This is a genomic window from Konateibacter massiliensis, from assembly GCF_900184995.1.
GTDB lineage: Bacteria > Bacillota > Clostridia > Lachnospirales > Lachnospiraceae > Lachnotalea > Lachnotalea massiliensis.
Genome location: NZ_LT860099.1, coordinates 443,212 through 458,680 on the forward strand (window position 1 = coordinate 443,212; position 15,469 = coordinate 458,680).

The window sequence follows — 15,469 nt, forward strand, 5'->3', positions numbered from 1 at the left end:
TTTGGTTAAGTGAATGTTGGGTGAATGTTAGGTGAAGTTACTTGTTTTGATTTGAAAAACTCCGATAATAGTAATATAAAAGATTGGAGGAAGAAAATGACAATAGGAACAAATACAGTAAGCAGTAATTTTTCTGCATCAAATCAAGCAAGTTTATCAACCGACACTACAAATACAAGCACAAGCACCAGCAGTACATCGGGTTCAAGCACGGGAAAGAGCGCCGTTACTGCGTTAAAAGCGCAGGTTAGCAAGGCACAGCAGGAATTGACAGAGCTTGCTTCAAATACCCAGATGTCTGAAAGCGAGAAGACGGCTGCAAAAAAAGAATTGAACGAAAAGATTTCTGACTTAAATAAGCAAATAAGAGAAGCAGAAGCTCAAATCAGGCAGGAAGAGCAGCAAAAAGCGCAAAAACAGCAAGTGGAACAAAAAAATGAAGATCAGGATACTGTGACCATCTCTCAAAGTGCCATGAGTGCTTTTGCCTCTGCCTCCACGGCAATGAAGCAAGGAGATACCCAGTCTTTATCGGATGCAAGCGAGAAGATAGCGGAATCTAATGAAACAGACAGTACTGCGGAGGAATTAAAGACCAAAAAGCAGGAAGAAAAAGAAGATTCAAAAGAGCAGGAAGATTCCGAACAGAATTCTGACGAACAGTCATTAAGCTATGAGAAGGCAAATCATCTGAGAAACAGAAGTGGAGTTTATCAGCATGTAGATTTTGTTGTATAGGGCTGGCGAAAAAGGTAAGAATATAGTTTTGTATCGTTACTCTTTAGAGAAATAAAAGCAGTAAGAAATCTTATTATATAGATTTCTTACTGCTTTTTAATAGAGCTGAATAAAATTCTAATTAAAAAATTTCTTAACCGAATCCATATTAGAAGTTATACTCATAAACAGCATATCCAGTATGGTAATCGCAACCATAGATTCCACTACCACAACGGCTCTCGGTACAATGACAGGGTCATGTCTTCCTTTGATATTGACATCGATATTCTCACCATCCTTGTTGATTGTGGACTGTGTTGCCAGTATGGAAGGGGTTGGCTTGATCGAAGCGCGGATTAAAATATCGCTTCCGTCACTGATACCGCCGAGTATGCCGCCGGAATGGTTAGTGAGTTTTACAACTTTTCCGGTCTCATCATATTCATACTGATCGTTATTCGTAAGTCCTGTCGCTTTCGCAACGTCGATTCCGTCGCCGATTTCAAATGCCTTAACCGCACCGATGGAGGTGACAGCCTTTGCAAGGTTGGCATTTAATTTTTCAAAAGCAGGTTCCCCGACTCCGGCAGGAAGGTGGGAGACGATGCATTCGATTTTACCGCCCGAAGAATTATGGTTTGCGATGCATTCCTCAAGGTAGTCAGAAGCCTTTTTGGCTGCGTTTGCATCAGGCATATAGAGCGGATTGTTCATGATTTCGCCCTTGTCAAAGCTTGTGATTTCACAATCGCCGATTGACTTTGTATAGGCAAGCACCGAAACTCCAAGCTGTGACAGTATTTTGGAAGCGATGGCGCCGGCAGCAACACGTCCAATGGTTTCCCTTCCGGAGGAGCGTCCGCCGCCTCGATAGTCACGAAAACCATATTTTGTATCATAGGTTAAATCTGCATGACCCGGCCGATAATAGTTTGCAATTTCACTGTAATCACCGGAACGCTGGGTTTTATTGAAAACAATCATTGAAATCGGGGTTCCGGTGGTCTTTCCCTCAAACACACCGGAAAGTATTTCTACGGCATCGGCTTCCTTGCGGGGAGTAGAAAATTTGGACTGTCCCGGCTTTCTCCGGTCTAAAAATAGTTGAATATCTTCCTCACACAGCTCGAGTCCGGCAGGACAGCCATCGACTACAACACCGATGCCCTTGCCGTGAGATTCGCCCCATGTGGAAATGCGAAATAAGTTACCATATATTGAACCTGACATACTTTCCTCCGTCTGCCATCTAAGAAAGTGGCTTATTTTCTCATCGTGTATCAGTGATGCACACACTTTACTCTAGTATAGTGACAGGCTAACTAATTTGCAATATTAAAATAAAAAAATAATAAAAATTCGGTAATATTCTTATTATGTTCACATTTATATGGTATAGTATTTGTGGAAATTTGTTTAAGGATTACTTACTATAGGAGACAATTTTATGGCGGATTTAGAAGAGAATGAAAGTATATTAGGCGGAGAGCTGAGAGTGATAGAACAGAATCAACTGCTTCGAAACTCAGAGATATTAATCAATCAAACGCTGAAATTTCAAGAACTGATGATGATGTACAGCTGCGCAATCAAGGAGGTCAAGACAAAGCTTGAGGTGTTGAATGCTGAGTTATCCGTTCGGTACAAGCGAAACCCGATTGAATTTATCAGCTCCAGAATAAAAAAGCCTGCCAGCATTGCAAAAAAACTGCAGAAAAAAGGAAAAGACATCAACGTACACGAGATAGAAAGCACCTTATCTGACGTAGCAGGAGTGCGTGTGATTTGCTCCTTTGTGGACGATATTTATGAAATTGCATCCATGCTTGTAAGGCAGGATGATATCACACTGGTAGATCAAAAGGATTATATCCATGAGCCAAAGGAAAACGGATATCGCAGTCTGCATCTGATTATCGAAATTCCGGTCTTTTTCTCTGACCAGAAAAAGATGATGCGGGTGGAGGTTCAGATTCGTACGATTGCGATGGATTTCTGGGCAAGCCTTGAGCATCAGCTGCGGTACAAAAGTGTGGTAAACAACGAGGAAGAGATTAACCGTGAGTTAAAGGAATGTGCTGATGTAATTGCTGCAACAGATGTTAAAATGCTGAATATCAGGAACAAAATTCAAGAAAACACGGATGATGAGGAAACCATATTGGACAAGATGGATAAAATGGACTTCTCTAGTTTTTATTAAGGGCTTGAAAATAGATAGAAATAATTGTAACTGTTCAGAGCCAATCTCGAAAACACTGTGTATTTTCGAGATGTGGCGTATCCGCCAAATAAATTTAGATAAAGATATGTTTAAGAATGCTTGCATTCTTAAGTATATTTTCATCTAATTTGCTTGGCTCTGAACAGTTACAAATAATTTTAATAAAATAAATTGATTACAATATAATTGTATGATATAATTATGGCGTAACATGATAAATGAAAAAGGTAAAGGTAGTCGTTTATGAATGAAGATTTATTAAAATTAGAAAATCAATTGTGTTTTCCCTTATATGCATGCGCGAAAGAAGTGGTAAAACAGTATAAGCCATATTTAGATGAAATTGATATCACATATACCCAGTATATCACGATGATGGTTTTGTGGGATAAGAAGTCGTTAAACGTAAAAACTCTCGGAAAATGCCTGTATTTGGATTCCGGAACGCTTACCCCGCTTTTAAAAAAGCTGGAGAAGCAGGGATATATAAAAAGGGAGCGTTCTGTTGAGGATGAGCGTAATCTTATCGTTACGATTACAGAGAAGGGCGAAGAACTGAAACAGAAAGCAGCAGATATCCCTCTCAAAATCGGAGGCTGCATCAATCTGCCGAAGGAAGAGGCAGAATTTTTATATAACGTACTGTATCGCGTTTTGAATCAGATTACGGAATAATAGATCGGAATATAAGATGAAGCTGCAAACAAGCTTGTCAAAATAGAAAATCCTGTCAGAGCAATGCTCGGCAGGATTTTTGTGTCACAGGAATTCCTTTGAATCCCTTATTTAATCAAAGTTTATAAAGTATTTTTGCCCTTCGGTCGTTGTGATAGAGAGGGTAGCAAGATTAAAATCATCGTCATAGACAGTCAGTGTATATTCAAAAACATCATTGTTGTCATGTTTTGACATAAAGATGTAGCTGCCGTTTTCCTTTCCGTCTACTTCATCACAAATTTCATTATAAATATCAAAACCGCTAACCTCGGCTGGATAGCCGGAAGCCTGAATTAGCTGTTCAATCATCTGGTATATTTCGTCCATAAAACCCTCCATTTATTAATCATACAACTTATTTTTGTTTATTGTATCAAATTACTTCGTAATTTATTGGTATCCCCATTCGGGATGATATAATGTCTAACGTCATTATATCATACTGTGTGGTGAATAGAAAACGAAATATAGATTTTAAAGCAAAAAAATGAAAATAGATGGCAGTTGGTGTTGAATATCTTGCCCTGACAAGGTATAATAACAAGTAGGTGCGGGTTCTAGCCGCATGTAACAATGATACGGTAGAGGGAAAACTGAGGTAGACGAATGAAAAAGTTTGTAAATACTATAATTATATTATCACTGGTTACAGCCATGTTTGCGGAAACCGCATTTGCGGCAACCTCTTCGGAGATAAAAAAGCAAAAGGAACAGACAGAGAGTAGTCTGAATTCTATTAAGAATAATATTAACAGTCTGGAGAAGAAGAAGGCGAATATGTCTGCGCAGATTTCTGAGACAAACAGCAAGCTTGTAGATGTACTCGTTGTAATACAGGTTCTTGAGGAGGATATGGCAAACAAGGAGCTGGAAATTGAACAGGCTCAGGCAGACTATGATGAAGCCAAGGCAAAAGAAGAAGAACAGTATGAAGCTATGAAAAAGCGAATCAAGTACATGTACGAACAAGGTAATACGATGTATTTAGAAGCTCTTTTGGAAGCGGATAGCCTATCCGATTTGTTGAATAAAGCAGAATATGTAAATGATATATACAATTATGACAGACAACTGTTGACTGATTTTCAGGAGACAAAACAGCAGGTTGCGGATTATCAGGTAGAACTTGATAATCAAAAAGAAGAGATGGTTGCTTTGGAGGCTGATTATAAAGAACAGCAGGCAAACTTAGAGGATACCATCGCAACGATGCAGGCACAGGTAGAGGATTTTGATACACAGCTTTCATCCGCGAAAGCGCAGGCGAAGTCATATCAGGATATGATAAATAAACAGTCAGAGCAGATTAAGCAATTGGCGGCGGCAGAGAAGAAGGCTGCGGAAGAGGCGGCAAAGAAAGCCGTAGCGCAGCAGGCAAAGAATAGTGAGAAGAGTGCAAATACAACCTCTAACACAAGTACATCTCCAGGTGGCTCTTCCTCTGATAGTAGCTCCTCAGACAGCGGCTCTTCCGGATCTGGTACAACGGGCGGTTCGTCCTCCTCATCGGGAAGCGGAACGGGATCATCCATTGCTTCCTATGCAACCCAGTTTATCGGTAACCCATATGTTCTTGGCGGAACATCGCTGACAAACGGTGCGGATTGCTCCGGCTTTACACAGTCTGTCTATGCGCACTTTGGAATTTCCATTCCGAGAACGTCAGGTGAACAGGCTTCCAGCGGATCAGCGGTATCCTTCTCCGAAATACAGCCCGGAGATATTGTATGCTATGCCGGACATGTGGCTATCTACATAGGAAACGGACAAATTGTTCATGCGAGTACACCGGCAACGGGTATTAAATATGGAAATGTTACATATCGTACAATTTTAAGTATCAGAAGATATTATTAAAAGATTAGGAGAATCAAAAGGTGCTTCGCACAAATTCGGTGCTTTTGACACCTTAACCTGAATAGGTGTAAAGTGCAAATTGTAAATTTACAGTTTGCACTTTTTATATCGTATGAGGCTTACAAAAAATTAAAATAATAGGAAAAGGAATAAATTATGTTAAATCAGTTTTCAAGAACAGAGCTTTTATTAGGAAAAGAAGGAATGGACCGCCTGGAGAATGCGAGAGTAGCGGTGTTTGGAATAGGCGGAGTCGGCGGCTACACGGTTGAAGCACTGGCGCGCAGCGGAGTCGGAAAATTTGACCTTATTGATGATGATAAGGTGTGTTTGACAAATATAAACAGGCAGATTATTGCGACAAGAAAAACAGTCGGAAAATATAAGGTTGATGTTATGGAGGAGCGAATTCTTGAAATCAATCCAAAGGCTGTCGTAAAGAAGCATCAATGCTTCTTTTTACCGGAAAACGTAGAGCAGTTTGACTTTGATGAGTATGATTATATTGTGGATGCCGTGGATACGGTAACAGCCAAGATTGAACTGGTTCTTCAGGCGAAGGCTCACAATGTTCCGATTATCAGCGCGATGGGCGCAGGAAACAAAATGGACCCCACCAGATTCGAGGTAGCAGACATTTATAAAACTTCCGTTTGCCCGCTTGCAAAGGTTATGAGACGCGAACTGAAAAAGCGTGATATTAAGCGCCTAAAGGTAGTATATTCTAAGGAACAGCCGTTAAAGCCGATAGAAGATATGGCAATCAGTTGTCGAAGCAATTGCATCTGCCCTCCGGGAGCAGAACGAAAATGTACCGAGCGAAGAGCGATTCCAGGCAGCAATGCCTTTGTCCCTTCCGTGGTTGGGCTTATTTTAGCTGGTGAAGTAATTAAAGATATGATTGGATATAATAAGAATTAAAATGATAGGAATTTATGTTACAATTTAGCATATCATAAAGTGGAGTTATATTTATGTAGAATCAGGCGTCAGCAAAACGCCTGATTTTATAATAAAAGAAGGGAGAATACGATAATCTCTATCAATCACTTTATTGTTAATTCAAATCAAAATAGTGTAATTTATCCGAAAAATGCAGAAAAAGATTTTTACTTTGATTTAAACGATATCATAACGGAGGCGCAGAGCAGGGATGGTATTGATTTATTAGACCATACTAATTTTAAACTTACAGTGGGAGAAAATTATTATATCGGAAAACTGAGTTTAAAGTACGAAACAAACTATGTTCCCCTATTAATTACGGCAGGCACCTGCGCACAAGATAAACATATGTATGTTTGGAACGAGATTTTAAGAATAAGGGATATGATGTTTCCACTTAGCGATGAAAGAATTACACCTCCGGCAGCACCTTACATCGTAGATATGATAGCTCCCAGCCTATACAATAAACTGGAGGTATTTAGCTGGACGGAGGAGTTTACGAAGTGCGTCGGATGGCATGTATTGTCGCCTGACAGCGTGAATGAATGATAGATAAGATTGATTAAGGTGTCAGAATTCTACCTTCGGTGCTTTTGATACCTTAATCAACATTTAAGGAGCACGAAATTATGCCGATAGAAAATTATGGAGTTTTAAAGGGTAAAATCCTTACAGGTAGACAGGAACGCTATGATAATTCGCCCCATTATCAAATATTGGTGGAAGGGGAGAATAAAACATCATACAGGGTAGCGGTTAATGTAATGTCAAGAACACAGGAATCTGAAATATTATATCTGGCAGATGAACAATATCGGAATGCGGGAATAAAAAATATACAAAAACTCCCGAATGGATTTACCAGGATAAACCAAAATAACCGCGAGCTTGCCTTGGATTATACAAGAGGAAATATGATACACAAGCATCATAAGCTGGTTTTGACACCTCATGATAAGCCGGGTCCTAGAAATGATTTGAATGATTTTATCCATGAATATATAAAAAACTCCAGACAAAGCAATGACGTAATCTATGTATTCGGCTCAAAATTTGGGCCTGAAGATAAGGCCGATCCGGTATTTGGCTTTTATCCTATGCTTGGTATGCACAATGTCCATATGAATCAGGGAAATGACGGAAAATGGAAGAAGGATAACGGGATATGGCAGGATGGAGGGATACTCATTCAAAAAGAAGGCAGGTGGATTGCGATTTTGCTTGCCTTTGTAACGCAGTCTTGGCATACGGATGAAAAGGGAAATCCCAAATAAATACAGAAAATATAATACTTTTTTATTTAAGAAAATATGATATTTATATATGAAAAATAAAAGGGTGTTAAAATGAATGATTTTATAAAAACAATGCTTATAATCGGGCTGTCTGGTTTGTTCACGGAATGGCTGGGACTGTTTTTGGGAGGAACCGCCTCCTTATTTATAAAAGACAAAGGTATAAGGATGAAGGGCTCTGTTTTGGGCTTTTTGGGTGGGCTGACACTTGGAATAGTCTTTTTTGATTTATTGCCCGAAGCGGTAGATTTCGGAAACATTTATATCTCTATAACAGGTGCCTTCTTGGGTCTTGTTTTAGCCGTAATATTGGATGGGAAATTAGAAAACCATGAGGACCCCAGCACATCTGATAAAAGTGGGAATTTATTAAAAGCAGCTATTTTTATGGCGATAGGAATCAGCATACATAATCTGCCCAGTGGTTTGGCATTGGGCTCACTGTTATATCATTCACCCCAGAATGGCATTTACCTTGCAATCGCTTTGATTTTGCACGGAATACCGGAGGGGCTTACCTTGGGAATACTTTTTAGGGAAGGCAAAAAAAGTAAATTAACATTATTATTGATTTCAATTCTTATTTCGCTTCCGACGGGGCTTGGCTCCTCTTTGGGCTGTATATTAAGCTCTCCGTTTCTTATATGCATAAGCCTTTCTTTTGCGGCAGCAATGATGCTTTATGTTACTTTGCGGGAAACACTTCCTACGGCTAATGATTTATGGAAAGGAAGGCTGACTACAATCGGTAACGTACTTGGGATTATTTTAGGAATGTTGTTTGTATATGTATTAGAGGGATAATGAAAAAATGACTGTCTGCTGTTAAGATTTCTTAACAATTCACGCAAGGCAGTTTTTTCTTGCTATGATTTAAGAGAAACATACTTTTGAAAGAAAGCATTTTATTGAAAATAAAGAGGAGATATGAAATGAGATATGAAAAAAAGTTGATTCTTATGATTGCTGTCATGGGAGTATTTTTCCTGACAGGCGGATGCAAGGAAAGTGCACAGACAACAGCCGTTAAAGAAAGTACGGCACAGGTTATTTCTGAACAGCCGCAGACGCAAGAAGTCCAGCCGGAAGCTGTGCAGGTGTCGACAGAAGTCAGTGAGTTGTATCAGAGCCAGACGCTTATGCTGGAGATGCTTGTAAATGAAACATGCGTGATTGAGGATACAGGAGATATGTTAACCATAGCAACGCCGGATGGAATGGCATATATCAGTGTTGGCTTTGTACCGGGAATTCAAAATCTGGGGGCAACTGCTTCTTTGCTTCCGGCTCTGTTGCAAGAAAGCTATAATGCTACTGTGGGAGAAGTATCGGATGGCAGTTTATTCGGGGCACGGGCGAAACGCTGCAATTACAGCGTTGCACAGGAAGATGGAAGTCAGGTTGAAGGCGTTTTTGCGGCGGCGGTTGTGAACCAGTCCTTGTATATGATGGACGCGGCTTTTTTAACAGGGTGTACCGACGAGGATGCAGAGCTTATTATAAATATTTTTTCATCTATGAATGTTCTTATGCCGACTTCTGTAAATACGGAAACAAAAACAGCAACCTACGAATCAAAATATCCAAATGCTGCACCTTCCAAGGCAGCGCAGACAACATATGTACCTGTTACAGAATGGGTTTATCTTCCGTACTATTATTATGGTTGGGATTTAGACTATGATTATACTATTTATGATGCCAGCTTTTATGAGCCGGACTGGAATTATTATTCTGATGGCAATTGGTGGAGTTGGGCTTGGGATGACAACGGTGATTGGGGATTTTATGATGAATATGGTGACTGGTATTCCGAAGATTACTATAGTTATTATGCAGACTATTATGATGGTTATGACCCTTACAGTGATCCTGGGGATTATTATGATTATTACTATGATGATTATGATTACTACAGCGATCCAGGGGATACCTATGATGATTATGACTACTATAGTGATCCGGGAGACACCTATGATGATTACGACTATTACAGCGACCCAGGAGATACTTACGATTACGATGATTCATATATTGATTATGATTATGGTGATTATTAGGAATAGGTTTAGGAATACGTTTTACAAATACGCAACAGTTCAGCTATGTCATTCATAATGTGCCAGGTATACAAATGCTCATAGCTATAAAAAAGTACTTGACAAGAATTTTGAAAGCTTATATAATAAACGCAATTAAGCGAGATTAATAAAATTAATATTTAAGATAAGAAAAGCGATGATAAGAAGAAGTAATAGTAAAAAAGCCAGACAGAAAGTTACCGGTTGATGAGAGGTGCACGGCAGATTGCTATGAATACATCTTTGAGCTTCACACCAAAAGACGAAAGTCGAGTAGGCTGTTGACGGTTCCCGCACACGTTATAGTGCTAGAGTATAACCCATATGTTAAGATGGAGTACTTGAAAAGGTAAACAGTGTGAGCTGTTTATGAACTTAAGGTGGTAACACGAGATATACTCTCGTCCTTTTGATTAAGGACGGGAGTTTTTTGTATTGCAGGAAATTGCTTTGCAACCCGCTCGGGCACGAAGTGTGAGCAAAGCACATACTTTCTTGCGCATATAGGGTATATATCAAATTCGCCACCGCCAATCTTCACGAACGCAAATTCATTCTATGCTTTTTCAAAATCTTACCGCTTATGAAAAAAGGAGAGATGAAAAATGAAGTCAGTAGAAGAACAATTTAAAATCATGGCAAAGGGAGTGGATACACTCGTAAACGAGGAGGAGCTAAAAGAAAAGCTGAGGGCTTCCATCGAGCAGAATAAGCCTTTAACCATCAAGCTGGGTCTGGACCCAAGTGCGCCGGATATTCATCTGGGTCATGCAGTTGTGCTTAGAAAAATCAAGCAGATGCAGGACTTGGGACACGAGGCTGTTATCATCATTGGTGATTTTACCGGAAGAATCGGCGATCCTACCGGAAAGGCGAAGGGAAGAAGCGAGCTGTCTGCCGAACAGGTGGAGGAAAATGCAAGAACATACTGTGAGCAGATTTTTAAGGTACTCGACAAGGATAAGACAAAGGTATGTTTTAACAGTGAATGGTTGGCAAAACTAACCTTTGAGGAGATAATCAAGCTTGCCGCTACGACTACGGTTGCGCGAATGATGGAAAGAGACGATTTCCAGAAAAGATACAACAACAACGTGCCGATTGGAATACACGAATTTTTCTACCCGCTTATGCAGGCATATGACTCCATTGCAATCAATGCTGATATCGAGCTTGGAGGAACGGATCAGACCTTTAATATTCTGATGGGACGTACTCTTCAAAAAAGCAGAGGAGAAAAAGCACAGATTGCGATGTTCATGCCAATACTCGAAGGGCTTGACGGAAAAGAAAAGATGAGTAAAAGTCTCGGAAACTACATCGGTGTGCACGAGGATGCAAAGATTATGTTTAAAAAGGTTATGGAAGTGCCGGACGACCTCATTATCAAATACTTTGAGCTTGCCACGGACGAGCACCCGGACACAATAAACAAGATAAAGGAAAAACTTTTAGCGGGCGCCAATCCAAAGGATATCAAGCTTCAGCTTGCGCTTGTCATCACCGGCTTGTACAACAGCGTGGAGGACACGCAGAAGGCATTTGAATTTTACCAGACAGCGTTTGAGCGAAAGGCAATACCGGATGATATTCCAAAGCTCGTAATTGATACCCAGAAGGATATGCTGCTTGACATCATTGGTTTGCTGGCAGAAAACAATTATATCAGCAGCAACAGTGATTTTAGGAGGATGGTACAGCAAGGCGGTGTGAGCATCAATAACGAAAAAGTACAGGACTTATCGGTGGTACTTGCATGTGGAGATGTAATAAAAATCGGAAAAAAGAAATTTGTAGAGATTGTAAAATAAAGGGAGTTTATGCGCCGAATGCAGTCATGTAGTGATATCTTCCACTTGCGTTGCAACGTCCTTTTCGTTATAATAGAAAAAAATCCGTAACTGTAGGTGTACTGGATCGTTGTAAGCATCCAGACAAAACGAGAAGGAGACTTTAGAGTGATTAAAAATATTTTAGCATATAACGAAGAATTTGTGGCGCAGCAAAAATATAAGGAATACCAGACAGGAAGTAAATATCCAAACAAAAAGCTTGCAATTGTATCCTGCATGGACACGAGGTTGACAGAGCTTCTTCCGGCAGCACTCGGAGTAAAAAACGGAGACTGTAAGATTATCAAAAATGCCGGTGGAGTTATTTCGCATCCTTACGGCAGTGTGGTGCGAAGCTTACTGATTGCTATATTTGAATTGGGAGTGGAGGAAATTATGATTATAGGCCATACAGACTGCGGTGTCGGCTATATCGATGTGGAGACGCTTTTGGGTAAAATGAAGGCAAGAAACATATCCGAGGACAGCATCGATATGATACAGTTTGGTGGTATCGATTTTAACAGGTGGCTTGGCGGCTTTGAGTGCGTGGAGCAGTCGGTGAAGGAATCAAAAGAGCTGCTTTGCAAGCATCCTCTTATTCCAAAGGACGTTGCAATAAGAGGTTTTGTCATGGATGTTGAGACCGGTAAACTGACTGAGGTATAAAAAGTGTGAGTTGTGAATATAAGATATTATTGGGAAAGCTTGCTTTCCCAGCAATATTTTGTATCATAATTTCACCGTCGGTATTTTTGGCATCTTAATCCACATAATAAAATCCCCCTAAGCATAATCTATACGTTTTCGTGCATATACTATATCAGCACATTCCGTTAGATTATGGCAAGGGGGTATTTTGATACATGGAGTTAAATAAAGAGTTCAATCTATACAAAGATATACAAATGCGGACGGGTGGAGAAATCTACATAGGAGTGGTAGGTCCGGTGAGAACCGGAAAATCGACCTTTATCAAGCGGTTTATGGACTTGATGGTTCTCCCGAATATGGACAACGAGCATAGCAGACAGAGAACACAGGATGAATTGCCTCAGTCGGCGGCAGGAAAAACAATTATGACCACGGAGCCTAAATTTATCCCGAAGGAAGCGGCAAACATCAAGCTGGCTGATGATGTCAATGTGGACGTGAGACTTATCGACTGCGTCGGCTATATGGTGGATGGCGCAACGGGACATATTGAGGATAACGAAGAACGGATGGTAAAAACTCCTTGGTTTGACTATGAAATCCCCTTTACGCAAGCGGCAGAGCTTGGAACGAAGAAGGTAATCAACGACCATTCCACAATCGGCATCGTGATTACATGCGATGGCTCCTTTGGCGAGCTACCACGAGAAAATTATGGTAAACCGGAAGAAAAAACAATTATGGAGCTGAAAAAGCTCGGAAAGCCGTTTATCGTGCTTGTAAATAGCCAGAAACCTTACAGTGAGGATACAATCAATCTCACCAAAAACATCAGCGAGAAATACAAGGTAACGACGATGGCGGTGAATTGCGAACAGCTTAGAAGAGAAGATATCAATAAAATTTTAGAGAGCATTCTCTATGAATTTCCTGTCTCAGAAATAGAATTTTATATTCCGAAGTGGGCCGAAATGCTTCCGGCAGACCATAAAATCAAAGCTGACCTGATTTCCAAAATCAAGGATACAATCAGACCGATCAGGATGATTCGGGATGCAAATAATGAGAGCTTGCAGATGGACAGTGAATACATAAAACGCCTGAAGGTAGATGCTATTTCAATGGCTACCGGCGTAATCAAAGTTATCATTGAGATTTTTGATAAATTTTATTATGAAATCATAAGCGATATGACAGGAACCCAGATAGACGGGGAGTATCAGATGATTGCTATGCTAAAAGAGCTTGCCAAGATGAAAAAAGAGTATGTGAAGGTGCTCGGTGCAATTGACTCGGTGCGGCAGAGAGGCTATGGCGTAGTAACACCGGATCAGAGCGAGATTGTGCTGGAAGAGCCTGTACTTATCAAGCACGGCAATAAATTTGGAGTGAAAATCAAGGCGGAGAGTCCGTCCATTCATATGATTCGTGCCAATATCGAGACGGAGATTGCTCCGATTGTCGGAAGCGAGGCACAGGCGGAAGATTTGATTAAATTTATCAAAAATACAAACAATAGTGAGGAAGGCATCTGGAAGGCAAATATTTTTGGAAAATCGGTGGAACAGCTTGTCGAGGACGGAATCAACAGCAAGATTGCACAAATGTCCGATGAGAGCCAGCTTAAGCTCCAGGAAACCATGCAAAAAATTGTCAACGACAGCAACGGCGGACTTGTCTGCATTATCATCTAAACCGTTACTTTGAATGTCCTTTGCACATTCTTTGTTCTAGAAAAGAATAAGGCTATATGCTATAATAAGATTGTCACGCTGTGGCAGTCTTATTTGCGTCTAATGGGCAGATAAGATGTTTCTTCATATTATAAAATGTATCAATACAATAAAATTTGCGGAGGTAGAATATGAGTGAAGAATATGTAAAATTACAAAAATGTTTTGAAAGTGTAAAAGCAAAGATAGATTTTAAACCGAAGGTAGCCTTAATCTTGGGCTCCGGCTTGGGTGATTATGCAGAGACGATAAAAGTAGAGGCAACGCTTGACTATCATGAGATTGAGGGCTTTCCGATTTCAACCGTTCCGGGACACAAGGGCAGATTTATTTTCGGCTATGTGGAAGAGGTTCCGGTTGTTATTATGCAGGGAAGAGTTCACTATTATGAGGGATATCCGATTTCCGACGTAGTGCTTCCGGTCAGATTGATGAAGCTGATGGGTGCCGAGGTGCTTTTCCTTACGAATGCAGCAGGCGGTGTGAATTATGATTTCAGCGCCGGAGATTTCATGCTGATTAATGATCATATTTCCAGCTTTGTACCGTCTCCATTGATTGGCAGAAATATGGACGAGCTTGGAACACGTTTTCCGGATATGAGCGATGTCTATGACAAGCAATTGAGAGACATTATCAAAGATACTGCAAAAGGACTTGATATTGCATTGCAGGAAGGTGTCTATGTACAGCTTACCGGACCGGCATACGAATCCCCTGCGGAGGTTAGAATGTGCCGTATTCTCGGCGGCGATGCTGTCGGTATGAGCACGGCATGTGAGGCTGTTGCAGCAAACCATATGAAAATGAAAATCTGCGGTATCTCCTGTATCTCTAATTTGGCATGCGGAATGAGCGATGCACCGCTTAACCATAAGGAAGTACAAGAGGTGGCAGACAAAGTAGCGCCGTTGTTTAAAAAGCTTGTTACGGCTTCCATCATCAATATTAGCAAAAGCCTGTAGTGAGGAGCCGCCAATGGATAAAAAAGAGTTAATCAAAGAGGCTTTTTTGGCAAGGAGCAAATCTTACTCCCCCTATTCTAATTTCAGTGTAGGGGCTGCACTGCTTGCGAAAAACGGAACAGTCTATCAGGGCTGCAACATCGAAAGTGCATCCTACACACCGACCAACTGTGCAGAGAGAACGGCATTCTTTAAAGCCGTGAGCGAAGGTGTCACAGAATTTGAGGCAATTGCAGTTGTGGGAGGCAAAACAGGAGCAACGACAGACTACTGCGCGCCTTGCGGCGTGTGCCGGCAGGTAATGATGGAATTTTGCAATCCGAAGGAATTTAAGGTGATTCTTGCTAAGAACGAGGACGAATACAAGGAGTTTACGTTGGAGGAAATACTTCCGCTCGGATTTGGTCCCAAAAATATTTTTGGTTAAAGAAAGCATGAAGTGA

General features: G+C 40.6%; 16 protein-coding genes and 1 other annotated feature. Of the genes, 14 read left to right on the forward strand and 2 right to left on the reverse strand.

Annotated elements, in window-relative coordinates:
- Positions 1-96 precede the first annotated feature (96 nt).
- The gene (locus CTY48_RS07820) at positions 97-738 is read left to right on the forward strand and encodes a FlxA-like family protein (protein ID WP_180272681.1); all 642 of its coding nucleotides are present in this window, start codon (positions 97-99) and stop codon (positions 736-738) included.
- 117 nt (positions 739-855) lie between these two features.
- Here CTY48_RS07820 and aroC read toward each other — a convergent pair whose 3' ends face one another.
- A complete protein-coding gene (aroC, locus tag CTY48_RS07825) occupies positions 856-1,950 on the reverse strand; it encodes a chorismate synthase (protein ID WP_099467951.1) in 1,095 nt (364 codons plus the stop codon).
- Between the two features lie 217 nt (positions 1,951-2,167).
- Here aroC and CTY48_RS07830 point away from each other — a divergent pair, with 217 nt between their 5' ends.
- Both CTY48_RS07830 and CTY48_RS07835 read left to right on the forward strand, forming a co-directional pair.
- Positions 2,168-2,923 (forward strand): GTP pyrophosphokinase, encoded by a 756-nt coding sequence (locus CTY48_RS07830; protein ID WP_099467952.1) that lies wholly within the window; start codon positions 2,168-2,170, stop codon positions 2,921-2,923.
- A gap of 264 nt (positions 2,924-3,187) precedes the next feature.
- Complete coding sequence (locus CTY48_RS07835; protein WP_099467953.1) at positions 3,188-3,619, forward strand: MarR family winged helix-turn-helix transcriptional regulator; 432 nt, start codon at positions 3,188-3,190, stop codon at positions 3,617-3,619.
- A gap of 111 nt (positions 3,620-3,730) precedes the next feature.
- On the opposite strand, the gene CTY48_RS07840 is transcribed toward CTY48_RS07835, so the two are convergent.
- The gene (locus CTY48_RS07840) at positions 3,731-3,988 is read right to left on the reverse strand and encodes a hypothetical protein (protein ID WP_099467954.1); all 258 of its coding nucleotides are present in this window, start codon (positions 3,986-3,988) and stop codon (positions 3,731-3,733) included.
- A gap of 279 nt (positions 3,989-4,267) precedes the next feature.
- Here CTY48_RS07840 and CTY48_RS07845 point away from each other — a divergent pair, with 279 nt between their 5' ends.
- From CTY48_RS07845 to cdd, 11 genes are all read left to right on the forward strand, one after another.
- Complete coding sequence (locus CTY48_RS07845) at positions 4,268-5,518, forward strand: C40 family peptidase (RefSeq protein WP_099467955.1); 1,251 nt, start codon at positions 4,268-4,270, stop codon at positions 5,516-5,518.
- 156 nt (positions 5,519-5,674) lie between these two features.
- A complete protein-coding gene (locus tag CTY48_RS07850; protein WP_099467956.1) occupies positions 5,675-6,439 on the forward strand; it encodes a tRNA threonylcarbamoyladenosine dehydratase in 765 nt (254 codons plus the stop codon).
- A gap of 408 nt (positions 6,440-6,847) precedes the next feature.
- The gene (locus tag CTY48_RS19665) at positions 6,848-7,015 is read left to right on the forward strand and encodes a hypothetical protein (RefSeq protein ID WP_180272682.1); all 168 of its coding nucleotides are present in this window, start codon (positions 6,848-6,850) and stop codon (positions 7,013-7,015) included.
- Between the two features lie 80 nt (positions 7,016-7,095).
- Positions 7,096-7,740, forward strand: a complete 645-nt coding sequence (locus CTY48_RS07860; RefSeq protein WP_099467958.1) for a YukJ family protein — start codon at positions 7,096-7,098, stop codon at positions 7,738-7,740.
- Positions 7,741-7,812: 72 nt separating this feature from the next.
- Complete coding sequence (locus tag CTY48_RS07865) at positions 7,813-8,565, forward strand: ZIP family metal transporter (protein ID WP_099467959.1); 753 nt, start codon at positions 7,813-7,815, stop codon at positions 8,563-8,565.
- A 128-nt stretch (positions 8,566-8,693) separates the two neighbouring features.
- Positions 8,694-9,821 carry a hypothetical protein gene (locus tag CTY48_RS07870; protein ID WP_099467960.1) on the forward strand — a complete coding sequence of 376 codons (1,128 nt, stop codon included), beginning with the start codon at positions 8,694-8,696 and terminating at the stop codon, positions 9,819-9,821.
- Positions 9,822-9,990: 169 nt separating this feature from the next.
- Positions 9,991-10,254 (forward strand) — a binding site (T-box leader).
- Between the two features lie 193 nt (positions 10,255-10,447).
- On the forward strand, positions 10,448-11,653 hold the full coding sequence (gene tyrS / locus CTY48_RS07875; protein WP_099467961.1) for a tyrosine--tRNA ligase: 1,206 nt from the start codon (positions 10,448-10,450) through the stop codon (positions 11,651-11,653).
- A 147-nt stretch (positions 11,654-11,800) separates the two neighbouring features.
- Positions 11,801-12,343, forward strand: coding sequence for a beta-class carbonic anhydrase (locus tag CTY48_RS07880; protein WP_099467962.1), 543 nt, complete (start codon positions 11,801-11,803; stop codon positions 12,341-12,343).
- 197 nt (positions 12,344-12,540) lie between these two features.
- Complete coding sequence (gene spoIVA, locus CTY48_RS07885) at positions 12,541-14,022, forward strand: stage IV sporulation protein A (RefSeq protein ID WP_099467963.1); 1,482 nt, start codon at positions 12,541-12,543, stop codon at positions 14,020-14,022.
- A gap of 170 nt (positions 14,023-14,192) precedes the next feature.
- Positions 14,193-15,026, forward strand: a complete 834-nt coding sequence (locus CTY48_RS07890; protein ID WP_099467964.1) for a purine-nucleoside phosphorylase — start codon at positions 14,193-14,195, stop codon at positions 15,024-15,026.
- 13 nt (positions 15,027-15,039) lie between these two features.
- Positions 15,040-15,453, forward strand: coding sequence for a cytidine deaminase (gene cdd / locus CTY48_RS07895; RefSeq protein ID WP_099467965.1), 414 nt, complete (start codon positions 15,040-15,042; stop codon positions 15,451-15,453).
- The last annotated feature ends 16 nt before the right edge of the window (positions 15,454-15,469 follow it).

Coding starts and splice junctions, on each gene's coding strand:
- CTY48_RS07820 (WP_180272681.1), top strand. CDS start 97: ATGACAATAGGAACAAATACAGTAAGCAGTAATTTTTCTGCATCAAAT.
- aroC (WP_099467951.1), bottom strand. CDS start 1,950: ATGTCAGGTTCAATATATGGTAACTTATTTCGCATTTCCACATGGGGC.
- CTY48_RS07830 (WP_099467952.1), top strand. CDS start 2,168: ATGGCGGATTTAGAAGAGAATGAAAGTATATTAGGCGGAGAGCTGAGA.
- CTY48_RS07835 (WP_099467953.1), top strand. CDS start 3,188: ATGAATGAAGATTTATTAAAATTAGAAAATCAATTGTGTTTTCCCTTA.
- CTY48_RS07840 (WP_099467954.1), bottom strand. CDS start 3,988: ATGGACGAAATATACCAGATGATTGAACAGCTAATTCAGGCTTCCGGC.
- CTY48_RS07845 (WP_099467955.1), top strand. CDS start 4,268: ATGAAAAAGTTTGTAAATACTATAATTATATTATCACTGGTTACAGCC.
- CTY48_RS07850 (WP_099467956.1), top strand. CDS start 5,675: ATGTTAAATCAGTTTTCAAGAACAGAGCTTTTATTAGGAAAAGAAGGA.
- CTY48_RS19665 (WP_180272682.1), top strand. CDS start 6,848: ATGATGTTTCCACTTAGCGATGAAAGAATTACACCTCCGGCAGCACCT.
- CTY48_RS07860 (WP_099467958.1), top strand. CDS start 7,096: ATGCCGATAGAAAATTATGGAGTTTTAAAGGGTAAAATCCTTACAGGT.
- CTY48_RS07865 (WP_099467959.1), top strand. CDS start 7,813: ATGAATGATTTTATAAAAACAATGCTTATAATCGGGCTGTCTGGTTTG.
- CTY48_RS07870 (WP_099467960.1), top strand. CDS start 8,694: ATGAGATATGAAAAAAAGTTGATTCTTATGATTGCTGTCATGGGAGTA.
- tyrS (WP_099467961.1), top strand. CDS start 10,448: ATGAAGTCAGTAGAAGAACAATTTAAAATCATGGCAAAGGGAGTGGAT.
- spoIVA (WP_099467963.1), top strand. CDS start 12,541: ATGGAGTTAAATAAAGAGTTCAATCTATACAAAGATATACAAATGCGG.
- CTY48_RS07890 (WP_099467964.1), top strand. CDS start 14,193: ATGAGTGAAGAATATGTAAAATTACAAAAATGTTTTGAAAGTGTAAAA.
- cdd (WP_099467965.1), top strand. CDS start 15,040: ATGGATAAAAAAGAGTTAATCAAAGAGGCTTTTTTGGCAAGGAGCAAA.